General features: G+C 63.4%; 10 protein-coding genes. All 10 read left to right on the top strand.

The features are described from left to right. Nucleotides 1-3 precede the first annotated feature (3 nt). The 10 genes from P3R38_RS17555 (at nt 4) to P3R38_RS17510 (ending at nt 12,082) form a co-directional block, all read left to right on the top strand. Nucleotides 4-738 (top strand): cephalosporin hydroxylase family protein, encoded by a 735-nt coding sequence (locus P3R38_RS17555; RefSeq protein WP_023381548.1) that lies wholly within the window; start codon nt 4-6, stop codon nt 736-738. A 54-nt stretch (nt 739-792) separates the two neighbouring features. Continuing rightward, nucleotides 793-3,696 (top strand): TIGR00180 family glycosyltransferase, encoded by a 2,904-nt coding sequence (locus P3R38_RS17550; protein WP_277686468.1) that lies wholly within the window; start codon nt 793-795, stop codon nt 3,694-3,696. 146 nt (nt 3,697-3,842) lie between these two features. Next, on the top strand, nt 3,843-4,844 hold the full coding sequence (pseB, locus tag P3R38_RS17545; protein ID WP_023381546.1) for a UDP-N-acetylglucosamine 4,6-dehydratase (inverting): 1,002 nt from the start codon (nt 3,843-3,845) through the stop codon (nt 4,842-4,844). Beyond that, nucleotides 4,841-6,022, top strand: a complete 1,182-nt coding sequence (gene pseC, locus P3R38_RS17540) for a UDP-4-amino-4,6-dideoxy-N-acetyl-beta-L-altrosamine transaminase (RefSeq protein WP_277686467.1) — start codon at nt 4,841-4,843, stop codon at nt 6,020-6,022. The genes pseB and pseC overlap by 4 nt, the downstream gene beginning before the upstream one ends. Next, complete coding sequence (gene pseF, locus P3R38_RS17535; RefSeq protein WP_023381544.1) at nt 6,015-6,740, top strand: pseudaminic acid cytidylyltransferase; 726 nt, start codon at nt 6,015-6,017, stop codon at nt 6,738-6,740. The genes pseC and pseF overlap by 8 nt, the downstream gene beginning before the upstream one ends. Further along, nucleotides 6,737-8,212, top strand: a complete 1,476-nt coding sequence (gene pseG / locus P3R38_RS17530) for a UDP-2,4-diacetamido-2,4,6-trideoxy-beta-L-altropyranose hydrolase (RefSeq protein ID WP_277686466.1) — start codon at nt 6,737-6,739, stop codon at nt 8,210-8,212. The genes pseF and pseG overlap by 4 nt, the downstream gene beginning before the upstream one ends. Nucleotides 8,213-8,215: 3 nt before the next feature. Next, complete coding sequence (gene pseI / locus P3R38_RS17525; protein ID WP_023381542.1) at nt 8,216-9,268, top strand: pseudaminic acid synthase; 1,053 nt, start codon at nt 8,216-8,218, stop codon at nt 9,266-9,268. Between the two features lie 278 nt (nt 9,269-9,546). Next, nucleotides 9,547-10,491 (top strand): ketoacyl-ACP synthase III, encoded by a 945-nt coding sequence (locus P3R38_RS17520; RefSeq protein ID WP_023381541.1) that lies wholly within the window; start codon nt 9,547-9,549, stop codon nt 10,489-10,491. A gap of 53 nt (nt 10,492-10,544) precedes the next feature. Then, nucleotides 10,545-11,837 carry a 6-hydroxymethylpterin diphosphokinase MptE-like protein gene (locus P3R38_RS17515; protein WP_023381540.1) on the top strand — a complete coding sequence of 431 codons (1,293 nt, stop codon included), beginning with the start codon at nt 10,545-10,547 and terminating at the stop codon, nt 11,835-11,837. Continuing rightward, nucleotides 11,834-12,082: a hypothetical protein gene (locus P3R38_RS17510; RefSeq protein ID WP_104881400.1), complete on the top strand. Its 249-nt coding sequence runs from the start codon at nt 11,834-11,836 to the stop codon at nt 12,080-12,082. The genes P3R38_RS17515 and P3R38_RS17510 overlap by 4 nt, the downstream gene beginning before the upstream one ends. The last annotated feature ends 41 nt before the right edge of the window (nt 12,083-12,123 follow it).

The following is a 12,123-nucleotide window of genomic DNA, read 5'->3' as shown; positions in this document are numbered from 1 at the left end:
ACAATGACCGACACGCCTATCCAAGCCTTCGAAGCCGAATGCAACGCGCAAATTGCCGCCCAGGGTGAAGACAAGGAGCTGCAGCAGCTGTCCCGCGACTTCTTTAACAAGTCTGCCGCGCACAAGTACAGCTACCACTTTTCGTGGATGGGCCGGCCCATCATCCAGTTGCCCCAGGACATGATGGCGATGCAGGAGATTGTCTGGCAGGTGAAGCCTGACCTGATCATCGAATGCGGTATCGCCCACGGTGGTTCGATTCTCTACTACGCCTCGCTGCTGGAACTGCAGGGCCACGGTGAGGTGCTGGGCATCGACATCGATATCCGCCCGCACAACCGCGAGGCTATCGAGGCGCACCCGATGAGCAAGCGCGTGCGCATGATCGAAGGGTCCAGCATCGATGCTGCCATCGCCGAGCAGGTCAAGGCCATTGCCGAAGGCAAGAAGGTGATCCTGGTGCTCGACTCCAACCACACCCACGAACACGTGCTCAAGGAGCTTGAGCTGTACGCGCCACTGGTGGCCGTGGGCAGCTACTGCGTGGTGATGGACACCGTGGTCGAGGACATGCCGGCCGATTTCTTCCCCGATCGCCCATGGGGCCACGGTGATAACCCCAAGACCGCGGTCTGGGAATACCTCAAGGGCAACGACAGCTTCGAGATCGACTATCAGCTGCAGAACAAGCTGTTGGTGACCGTGGCGCCGGACGGCTACCTGCGCCGGGTTCGCTGAGACATTCAACAGGGTTCGATTTCTTCGGCGGCAACGCCAATGGTGGTGAAGACTATGCAAGGCAATTTCGCAGCAGACCAGGCAGCCACGCTGCGCGAGCGATTCACACTGGTGCTGATGACCCACAACCGTCCGGTATTCCTGCACCGCACGTTGCAGTACTACAGCAGCTATCCGTGCTCGATCCTCGTGCTCGATTCCTCTACCGAGTCTGCCGCGGCTATCGCTGCACAGTTCCCGGGTGTCGAGTACCTGCACCTGCCGCAGTACTCGTACCTGGGCTTCCAGGCCAAGCTGACCCATGGCGTGAGCCTGGTACGCACGCCTTACATGGCCTTCGCCGCCGACGACGACTTCCTGCTACAGGACGGCCTGAACCAATCGCTGGATTTTCTCGACGCCAACCCGGACTACGGGATGTGCCATGGCTACAGCATGATGTACCTGGCAGAGGCCACCCGCATCAATTACTTCCGCCGGGACAAGAAGGTCAGCGAGGACTACGGCCACCCGCGTGCGGAACAGCGGGTGATGGACTACATGGACGAGTTCATTCCGCCGTTCTTTGCCGTTACCCGCACCGAGCTGCTGCGCCGCTGGTTCGAACTGCTGCCCGAGGGCACCAGCTTCGAATGGCAGGAGATCGGTCATGTGTACTTCTTGCTGGCCAACGCCAAGGCGCGGATCCTGCCGGTTCCCTATGCCGTGCGCGAGGCCAACTACGGCAGCTCCGAGCACAAGACCGAAGTGATCCACGTGCTCAGTTTCACCGACGCCAAGTCGGTGGCTGGGCGTGAAGCATTCGCCGACTTCCTCGCCGGTCTGCCGACGGCCATTGAAGGACTGAGCCGCGAGGCGTTGCGCCAGCATGCCCTGGACAGCTTCGCGGCCATGGCCCAGAGCCTGTTCCAGCGCCGGGCGCTGACTTTGGAAAAGGTGTGGACCTCCAGCTGGGCCGATCCGCTGAAGCCGCCAGTGCGTAGCTTCCTGCCATCGCAATATGTGGAGATGCCTTTCTACAACCAGGCGTTCTTCGATCGCCTGACCGAGCTGGAATTCCTGGTTCACGCCATGCCTGCCGGGCGTCTGCAATTGGAGCAGCTCGAGGGCTTGTTGTTGCGTCAGGAATATCTGCTCCAATTGCAGGACGGCGATACCCAGGCCACCCTCAAGGGGCGCTTGTGGCAGGCGCTGGAGTGCAACGGATTTAACCGCAAGGTCATTCAGAGACTGGTCGAGCAGCTGCGAGCGTCCGGTGAGGTCGAAGAGGCGGAGCTGTTCGCGGCCTGGCTGATGCGTCTTTTGCAGGTGTCGGAGCAGTCAGGGCGAGAGTTGCTTGGCAACATGCGCTCGGGGCGCCTGCTCGATTGGCTGGAGGCGCGCAAGCCCGACGCAGCGGCGCTGAGCGCAATCAACGAGCATTTGGCGCTGCACCAGGGCGGGCCGCAGTTCGGCATTCTGCTGCTGGACCTGGAAAACGATATGTCCAGGCTGCAGGAAACCTTCGACAGCTTGCTGGGGGGCTTGAGCAACGCATTCCGGATCATGGTGTTCACCACCGGCGAACCACCGATGGTCACCTCGCTGCACAACACCCTGCATTTCATCAAGGTCAGCCGTGAAGACTATGTCGAGCGGATCAACCAGATCGCCCGACAGACCGCCTGCGAATGGCTGCTGCTGGCCGAGGCTGGTGATCGTTTCACCGCCACTGGCCTCTTGCGCGCGAGCCTCGAACTATTGAACGCGCCGGATTGCCGTGCTGTCGCGGTGGACGAGATCCAGCAACAGGCCAATGGAGCCTGGCGTGAACTGCGGCGCCCTGGGGTCAACCTTGACCTGCTGCAGACAAATCCTGCGCTGATGGCGCGTCACTGGTTGCTGCGCCGCGAAGCGTTGGTGGAAGCCGGTGGCTTTGACAACCAGTACCGAGACGCCCTGGAGTTCGACCTGCTGTTGCGCTTGATCGAGCAGGGCGGCCTCAATGGCCTGGCCCACCTCGACGAGCCACTGCTGATCACCCCGGTGCCGAATGCCAGCGACAACGAACATGCGCGCCAGACTCTGGTCCGGCATCTGGCGACCCGTGGCTACAAGGCCCAGGTCAGCACTCCGAGCGTGGGTACCCTGCGTATCGATTACCGTCACATCGAGCGACCGCTGGTGAGCATCGTGCTGCAGAGCCAGGACAACTTTGCCGAGCTCCAGCGTTGCCTGGAAAGCATCCTGCAGCGTACCCGGTACCTGCGTTACGAAGTGCTGATCGCCGACAACGCCAGCCAATCGCCAGGGTTGCTGGATTGGCTGGCGCAGCTTCAGCAAGGCGGTGGCAAGGTGCGCGTGCTGCAAAGTGCCGAGCGCCTGAGCCCCGCCGCCCTGTGCAATGCGGCCTGTGCCGAGGCCAAGGGCGAGTACCTGGTGCTGCTGGCGGCCGATGCCGAGGTGGTAAACGCCAACTGGATCGAGGCCCTGCTGAACCAGGCGCAGCGTCCGGAAGTGGGCGTGGTCGGCGGCAAATTGCTCGATGCTTCTGGCAAGCTCAGCCAGGCCGGCCTGCGGCTGGAGGCTGAAGGTAGGGTTGTGCCAGCCTTCGCCGGCGAGTCCGCAGAGGCCGGTGGCTACCTGAACCGGCTGTCGGTCGAGCAGAACTGTCCGGCAGTCTCGGCGAGCTGCCTGATGATTCGTAGCGAAGTCTTCCGCGCCCTGGAAGGCCTGGACGAGGCGGTCTTCGCCCACGCTCACGGTGATGTCGACCTGTGTCTGAAAGCCGCCGCAGCCGGCCTGCTGACGGTGTGGACACCGCAGGTCCAGGTGATCCACCCAGGCACGCTCGTAGAGGATGAGGTAGCACTGGCGGCCTTGCGCGCCAAATGGTCGGCGCAATGGCAGGGTGGTATCCAAGGCACGGACCTTGCCCTGGATAAGGCGGCGCTGGACTGGGCTGGCTTGGTCGGCTGATCTCGCGCCCCCATGGGGCTGGCCTGCATCTTGCTTCGGGCTGGATCATAGGGGGCGCGAGTCAGAAATATGTACGCTGTGCGCCTGGCCTGACACTGCAACCGGGTGACCTCGTCAGACGAGGGCGCCCAACCTAGGATCCAGGTATGTTCGACGACAAGTCCATTTTCATTTCCGGGGGAACCGGTTCGTTCGGGCGTCGCTTCATCGAACGGCTGCTTGAGCGTTACCGGCCGCGACGCGTCGTGGTGTTCTCCCGGGACGAACTGAAGCAGTACGAGATGCAGCAGCGCTTCAATGCGCCGTGCATGCGTTACTTCCTGGGCGATGTGCGCGATGCCGAGCGTGTGCGTCAGGCCATGCGCGGCATCGACTATGTCGTTCATGCCGCGGCGCTCAAGCATGTACCTGCTGCCGAGTACAACCCCACCGAGTGCATCCGTACCAACGTCAATGGTGCCGAGAACATCATCGCCGCCGCGATTGAGAACGGTGTTCAGAAAGTCGTCGCGCTGTCCACCGACAAGGCCGCTAGCCCTATCAACCTGTATGGCGCGACCAAGCTGCTGTCGGACAAACTGTTCGTGGCCGCCAACAATTTCGCTGGGCAGCAGGACACCCGTTTCGCGGTGGTTCGCTACGGCAACGTCGCCGGCTCGCGGGGCTCGGTGGTGCCGTTCTTCAAGCGTTTGATCGAGGAGGGGGCCCGCGAGCTGCCGATCACCGACCCTCGCATGACGCGTTTCTGGATCACCCTGGACCATGGCGTGCAATTCGTGCTCGACAGCTTTGCCCGCATGCACGGCGGCGAAGTGTTCGTGCCCAAGATTCCCTCCATTCGCATCGTCGACCTGGCCAGCGGCATGGCCGGGCACCTGCCGCAGAATGTGGTTGGCATCCGTCCGGGCGAGAAGCTGCACGAATTGATGATCCCCTTGGACGATGCGCGGATGACCCTCGAATTTGGCGATCATTTCACCATCGTGCCGTCGATTCGCTTCAACCATATGGATGTCGATTTCGCTGTCGACCGCGTCGGTGAAACCGGTCGCTGGGTTGCCGAAGACTTCGAGTATCGCTCCGACACCAACCCCGCTTTCCTGACCGTGGAGCAACTGACCGACCTGCATGCCGGGTTGCCAGCATGATTCCCTATGGCCGGCAGAACATCGACCAGGCGGACGTTGCCGCGGTCGTCGAGGTGCTGCAGTCCGACTGGCTGACCCAAGGCCCGCTGATCGAGCGCTTCGAGCAGGCTATCGCGCAGCGCTGTGCTGCGGGCTACGCGGTGGCGGTGTGCAACGCCACCGCCGGCTTGCACCTGGCCTGTCTCGCCGCAGGTCTGGGAGACGGTGACTATTTGTGGACCAGCCCCATCAGTTTCGTCGCGTCGGCGAACTGTGGTCGCTATTGCGGGGCCAGCGTCGACTTCGTCGACATCGACCCGTACACCTGGACGATCGATGCCGGAGCACTGGCGGTCAAGCTCGAGCAGGCTGCCCGGGAACGGCGCTTGCCCAAGGTCGTGGTCGCGGTGGCGTTCGCCGGGCAAAGCGCCGACATGCGTGCGATCGCGGCGCTGGCCCGGCAGTATGGTTTCACCCTGATCGAGGATGCGGCCCATGCAGTCGGTGCGCGCTATGCGGGGGCGCCGGTTGGCTGCGGCGAATTTGCCGACATGACGGTGTTTAGTTTTCACCCGGTGAAGATCATCACCACGGCCGAAGGCGGCATGGTCCTTACCAATCGAGCCGACCTGGGCCAGCGCTTGCGCTTGCTGCGCAGCCATGGGATCACCCGTGACGCCAGCCAGATGACCGAGGAGAGCCACGGCAGTTGGTACTACCAGCAACTGGAGCTGGGGTTCAATTACCGCATTACCGACCTACAAGCCGCTCTGGGGCTTTCCCAGCTGACGCGACTCGATGCGTTCCTTGCCCGTCGCCGCGAGCTGGCGTCTCGCTATCAGCGTCTGCTGGCGCACTTGCGGGTGACTGTCCAGGCGCCCCAGGCGGAAGCCGAGTCCGCCTGGCACCTGTTCGTGATTCGTCTGAAGAGTGATCGTCTGCAGTGTTCGCATCGAGCGGTGTTCGAGGGCATGCGGGCCGCGGGGGTTGGGGTCAACCTGCATTACATCCCCATTCACTTGCAGCCGTATTACCGCGATTTGGGTTTCAGCCTGGGGGACTTCCCGCAGGCCGAACGCTATTACGCGGAGGCCCTTAGCCTGCCGATGTACCCGGACCTGACCGATGCTCAGCAGGACCATGTGGTCGACAGCCTGTACAGGCTGCTTGACGCGTCCAGGGCCAATGCGTATGACTGAGCGTCCGCAAGGTAATGTCGCGATCATTCCCGCTCGCGGTGGCAGCAAGCGGATCCCGCGCAAGAACCTCAAGACCTTCGCCGGGTTGCCGATCATTGCCCACTCGATCCGGGCAGCACTGTCCAGTGGCCTGTTCGAACAAGTAGTGGTCAGTACCGACGATCCGGAAATCGAAGCGGTGGCACGGGAATTTGGCGCACAGGTGCCGTTTCGGCGGCCGGCTTCCCTGGCCGACGACCATGCGACTACCCATGCCGTGGTCAGCCATGCCCTACAGACCCTGGCAAGCCAGGGGCACGTCCTGACCCATGCGTGTTGCATCTACGCCACCGCACCTTTCGTGCAGCAGCGCTACCTGCAAGAGGGGCTGGCATTGCTGCGGCAGCACCCCGAGCGCTCCTTCGCCTTTTCTGTATGCAATTTCGGCTTTCCCGTCCAACGGGCGCTGACCCTGGACGATCAGGGGGCGCTGGTGCCGTTGTACCCGCAGTTCCGTGAAACCCGATCGCAGGACCTGACGCCGGCTTACCAGGATGCCGGACAGTTCTACTGGGGGCGTGTGGATGCCTGGTTGCGGCACGAGGTGCTGTATTCCGAGCGCAGCTTGCCGGTGATCATTCCGCGGCATCTGGTTCAAGACATCGATACCGAGGATGACTGGCTGCGCGCGCAATACCTCTATGCGGCGCTGAAGGCCGGCGGGGAGCTGGCCCCATGAGGGTGCTGGTGAGGGCGGACGCCTCCTCGACGATGGGTGTCGGTCACATAGCACGTTGCCTGACCTTGGCCAACGCCCTGCGTGAGCGGGGAGCGCAGGTCAGTTTTGCCTGCTGCCTGCTCGACGGTCATCGGCGGGAGGCCATTGAACAGGAAGGCTTCGAGGTCTTTGCCTGGGAGCAGCCTCCGCAACAGCCTGGCGTCGAGCCTTGGGCGGCGGATATCGCCGCGCTGCGCGAGGTGTTGCCGGAGCGCGCTGGATTCGATTGGGTGGTTGTCGACCACTATGCCCTGGATGCGCGCTGGGAGCAGGCTGCCCGGGTAGTGGCCCAGCTCGTCGCGGTGATCGACGACCTGGCCGACCGCGCCCACGTGGCCGACCTGCTGCTGGATCAGAATTTCAACGCTAGCGAGGCGCTTTACGCTCCCTTGTTGACACCGACCTGCCGACGTTTGCTGGGGCCACGGTACGCACTGGTACGGCCAGCCTTGCAGCAGCCGGCGATTACGATCGCGCCCCAGGCCCGGCGAGTGTTGGTCAGCTTCGGCGGATTCGATGTGGCGGGTATGCTGCCCAAGACCTTGCAGGCGCTGTCCTGCATCGAAGACGTGCAAGTGACGTGTATCGCCGGGGTCGGGCACCCGCAGCGCGGGATGCTTGCCCAGCTGTGCAGCATGCGCCCCGGTTGGGAGCTGCACGCCTACGTCGACGATCTGCCGGCGCGGATGGCCGCGTCGGACGTATTCATCGGCGCCGGTGGTGGTACGACCTGGGAGCGCGCCGCGTTGGGCTTGCCGAGCCTGTGCGTGAGCGTGGCGGACAATCAGCGAGCCAATGCACAGGCGATGGCTCGGGCGGGCATGCACTTGTATCTGGGCGACGCCGCGCACGTCGATGTGCCGGCGCTGCGTCAAGCGATTGGCTTACTGCTGGATAATCAGGCCCTGCGCCAGAGCTTCGCTGAACGCAGTCGCGCATTGGTCGATGGGCGGGGGGCGCAGCGAATGGCTGTGGCCTTGCTGGGTGAGGGGCTGGTGTTGCGTCAGGGCCGGATCGAAGATGCTCGGGTGTTGTTCGACGGGCGCAACGCCCCCGAGGTGCGGCGCCGTTCGCAGCAGGGACAGGCATTGGATTGGCCAGGGCATCAGGCCTGGCTGGCCGCGACGCTGGCCGATCCGCAACGCCTGCTGTTGATCGCAGAGGCTGCCGACGGGCCAGTGGGAAGTGTGCGCTACGACCGCTTGCCGGGGCGACGCGCGCGGGTATCGCTGTACCTGTTCGCAGGGCGTTTCGGCCTGGGCTGGGGCAGGGCGCTGCTCGCCCGTGGCGAGGCTTTCGTGCGTGAACGGTGGCCAGACTTGAAGGCGATAGACGCTCAGGTGTTGCCCGACAATCAGGCATCATTGCAATTATTCATCGATGCTGGCTACGTGCAGTCTCCCTGCGCGTTCGAGCGGGTTTTCCAGGAGTAACCCATGAACAGTTTCACTATCGGGCACCGTTGTGTCGGTCTGGACCAGCCGCCGCTGGTGATCGCGGAAATGAGCGGCAATCACAATCAGTCGCTGGCGCGCGCGCTGGAGATCGTCGAGGCGGCGGCGGCGGCGGGTGCCCATGCGCTGAAACTGCAGACCTACACTGCCGACACCATGACCCTGGACCTGGCCCATGGCGAGTTCTTCATCGCCGACCCGAACAGCCTGTGGGATGGCTCTTCGCTCTATGCGCTGTACGAAAAGGCCCATACCCCCTGGGAGTGGCACCGGCCGATCTTCGAGCGCGCTCGTGAACTGGGATTGCTGGTCTTCTCCACGCCGTTCGACGAAACCTCGGTGGATTTTCTGGAAGGCCTCGAGGTGCCGGCCTACAAGATCGCCAGCTTCGAGAACACTGACCTGCCGCTGATCCGCAAGGTGGCGGCCACCGGCAAACCGATGATCATCTCCACAGGCATGGCCAGCCTGGCGGAGCTCGAGCGCACCGTGCAGGTGGCGCGAGAGGCGGGCTGCCGTGACCTGGTATTGCTCAAATGCACCAGTACCTATCCGGCTAGCCCGCAGAACAGCAACGTGCTGACCATCCCACACATGCGCGAGCTGTTCGGCTGCCAGGTTGGTTTGTCGGACCACTCCATGGGCGTCGGCGTGGCGGTGGCGGCGGTGGCGCTGGGGGCTACGGTGGTGGAGAAGCACTTTACCCTCGACCGTGCCGACGGCGGTGTGGACGCGGCGTTTTCCCTGGAGCCTCGGGAAATGGCGGCGCTGGTGCTGGAAACCGAACGTGCCTGGCAGTCGCTTGGGCGGGTGCACTATGGCGCGACAGCGGCCGAGGAAGCTTCGCGGCGATTCCGGCGTTCGCTGTACGTGGTGCGCGACATGGCCGCTGGCGAGGTGTTCGATCGCAGCAATGTCCGGGCCATCCGTCCGGGTCTCGGGCTGGCGCCTGGCCATCTCGATGCGGTGCTCGGGCGCAAGGCCCGGCAACCCCTCAAGCGGGGCACCGCGCTGGACTGGTCGCTGCTCGACTGAGGTCCGCCCTCACTGCGACTGGTTTGCCTTGCACCGGACGCGTCTCACCTCATCGTCGAGGTGACGAGTCCTGGCAAAATATGCGATTGTCTTGAAATATTCGTGACCTATCGGTCAGAGCGGGCATCTCTCTCTGTAACCGTTAATGGGCCAGGCCTGCATTTGTTGCACGCCTGCCCCGCCTGCCGCCCAGTCCACCGGGTGGTGGATCCCGTTTTCAGGCGCCGTTCGAGTCATGCGGACGGTGGTATTGAGCTGTTATTTATTGGGAAGCCATGATGATCGGCATTAAAAGCATCGCGAGCTATGTGCCCGCTGCCGGCCTGGACAACTATGTACAAGGCGCTAAATTCGGCAAGGACGAAGCGTTCATGTTCGGCAAGATCGGCGCGAGCTTCCTGCCCCGCAAGGACGATGAACAGGAAACCTCCGATCTGTGCGTCGAAGCGGTCAACAACCTGTTCGCCGCCAATCCGCAACTCAAGCGCGAGTCGATCGACGCGCTGATCGTCGTCACCCAGAACGGTGACGAGGAAGGCCTGCCCCACACGGCGGCCATCGTCCAGCACAAGCTCGGCTTGCCGACCCATGTCGCGGCCTTCGACATCTCCCTGGGCTGCTCGGGCTACGTCTATGGCATCTATGCGCTCAAAGGCTTCATGGAGGCCGCAGGCCTGAAGAACGGCCTGTTGGTGACCGCCGACCCGTACTCGAAGATCGTCAACCCGGAAGATCGCAACACCACCATGCTGTTCGGCGATGCCGCCACCGCTACCTGGATGGGCGAGAGCGCCACCTGGCAGCTGGGCAAGGCGAAGTTCGGCACCGACGGTGGCGGCGCGCCGCACCTGAAGGTCACCGATGGCGAGTTCTACATGAATGGTCGTCAGGTCTTCAACTTCGCTTTGATCAAGGTGCCGGCGCACCTGCATGAACTGCTGGGCGAGTCAGGTCTGGAGAACAGCGACATCGACGCTTTCTGCATTCACCAGGGCAGCGCTGCGATCGTCGATGCCGTGGCGCGACGCTTCGAGGAAGATCCCGAGAAGTCCCAGGCCGACAAGTTCATCAAGGACATGCTCGAGACCGGCAACACCGTGTCCTCGAGCGTTCCGCTGCTGTTGCAGAAGCACATGTTCGACAGCACCTGGAAGCGCGTTGCCATCAGCGGCTTCGGCGTCGGCCTGTCGTGGGGTTCGGCGATTCTCTACAAGGCTGAATAAGCGCTGCCAGTAGGTTACTCTTCGGCGTTTCGCAGGTAAGGGAAGCTCAACCCATGAGCGAGTTTTTCCAGCGTAATGCTGAAGTGCTGCAGGCCCGCTGGCCAGCGCTGTTCGAGCGCTTGCAGGGCGAGGCGGACGGCGCGCTCGAAGTCGAACTGGTGGAGGGCCTGGGCTCGACCTTGAGCGTGTCCGGCGTTCAGCTCACCAGTCGGCACGACCGGCTCGCCGAAGCACGTCTGCAGGCGGCGAGCTTGCCGGTCGACAGTGCCATCCTCCATCTCTACGGTACCGGTCTGGGTGACCTGCAGCGCGTGCTGCTGGAGCGGCCGGAGCTGGTCCGGCTGCAGGTGTACCTGCTCAATGGCGCCTTGTTCAAGCTGGTGCTGCAACTGCTCGATCAGTCCGACTGGCTGGCAGACCCTCGGGTCGAACTGGCTTACGCCGGTGACAGTGCGGAAATTGCCCTGCCATTCTTCGCTTTGCCATCCGAGCGTGTGCTGGCCGATGACTTCAACGCGAAGATTCGCGACCGGCTGATCAGTGAGGCGCACCTGGCGGACAACAATCGCGCCTTCGATGCGGCTGACCCGCGCTTGCAGAAGCTGCTCGAAGACAGTTTGCCGTTGCTGCGTCAGGACCCTGATGTGGCCGACCTGTTCGGCACCCAGGCCGGACGAGACTGCTATGTGATCGCCACTGGGCCGTCCCTGGCTGGGCACCTGCCAGCCCTGGCGCGGGTGCGTGCCCAGGCTGAGCGGCCACTGTTCATCTGTGTCGACACTGCCTACCTGCCGCTGCTGCGGGCCGGCATCCAGCCTGACATCGTGGTCAGTGTCGATCACAAGATCCGCTTGCACCACTTGCCGCCGGACGACTCCGCGACAACCGCACTGGTGTACATGCCGATGTTGGACGTCGAGTTGCTGGGCAACTGGCGTGGGCCGCGCTACGCTGGCTATTCCGCCAGCGCGCTGTATGCCCAGGTGCGACAAGAGATACCGCGCGCCGAGTTGTTCGTCGGCGGCAGCGTGATTCACCCGGCAACGGACCTGGCGGTGAAGATGGGGGCGGCGTGCATTACTTTGTTTGGCGCCGATTTCGCCTTCCCGGGTAACCGCACCCATACCGGTTGGGACGACGGCGTGCTCGGTCCGTCTCTTGCGGCTGCGCAGCATTGGGTGCTCGATGGCCATGGTCAGCGGGTACGCACCCAGCTGAACTTCCGTGGCTACCTGATCGAGCTGGAGCGATTCATCGCGCGCCATCCTCAGGTGCGGTTCCACAATACCAGCCGGGCCGGCGCGCACATCGCCGGCACCACCTTCGACCCGGAGTTCTGTCCATGACTGCTGCCAATCAGGTGGGGGCCGCCCGTGAGTGTGCCGCGTTGTTGCGTCTCGGGCGGGATGTGGAGGGGGCGGTGCGCATGGTCGAGTTGTTCGATGCAGTGCTGGCGCAGGTCGACGCTGAGGCGGGGGCGGTGGTTCTGCAGGCCATGCTCGATGCGCAGCAGCGCCAGGACTGGTTGGCGCTGGCTGATTACCTCGAATACGAGCTGGTGCACCTGATCGAGCAGGGCGCCTCGCGCTGAAATGTGACGTGGTTCACAGGGGGCTGGTGAGCGGGATGCCG

Origin of the sequence: Pseudomonas sp. NyZ480 (assembly GCF_029537255.1) — a bacterium.
Lineage (GTDB): Bacteria > Pseudomonadota > Gammaproteobacteria > Pseudomonadales > Pseudomonadaceae > Aquipseudomonas > Aquipseudomonas taiwanensis.
Note: the sequence above shows the minus strand (reverse complement) of the source record. Positions and strands in the feature narration are given on the sequence as shown.

Bases quoted from the DNA above. Each gene is read 5' to 3' on its own strand.
- P3R38_RS17555 (WP_023381548.1), top strand. From the start codon at position 4: ATGACCGACACGCCTATCCAAGCCTTCGAAGCCGAATGCAACGCGCAA.
- P3R38_RS17550 (WP_277686468.1), top strand. From the start codon at position 793: ATGCAAGGCAATTTCGCAGCAGACCAGGCAGCCACGCTGCGCGAGCGA.
- pseB (WP_023381546.1), top strand. From the start codon at position 3,843: ATGTTCGACGACAAGTCCATTTTCATTTCCGGGGGAACCGGTTCGTTC.
- pseC (WP_277686467.1), top strand. From the start codon at position 4,841: ATGATTCCCTATGGCCGGCAGAACATCGACCAGGCGGACGTTGCCGCG.
- pseF (WP_023381544.1), top strand. From the start codon at position 6,015: ATGACTGAGCGTCCGCAAGGTAATGTCGCGATCATTCCCGCTCGCGGT.
- pseG (WP_277686466.1), top strand. From the start codon at position 6,737: ATGAGGGTGCTGGTGAGGGCGGACGCCTCCTCGACGATGGGTGTCGGT.
- pseI (WP_023381542.1), top strand. From the start codon at position 8,216: ATGAACAGTTTCACTATCGGGCACCGTTGTGTCGGTCTGGACCAGCCG.
- P3R38_RS17520 (WP_023381541.1), top strand. From the start codon at position 9,547: ATGATCGGCATTAAAAGCATCGCGAGCTATGTGCCCGCTGCCGGCCTG.
- P3R38_RS17515 (WP_023381540.1), top strand. From the start codon at position 10,545: ATGAGCGAGTTTTTCCAGCGTAATGCTGAAGTGCTGCAGGCCCGCTGG.
- P3R38_RS17510 (WP_104881400.1), top strand. From the start codon at position 11,834: ATGACTGCTGCCAATCAGGTGGGGGCCGCCCGTGAGTGTGCCGCGTTG.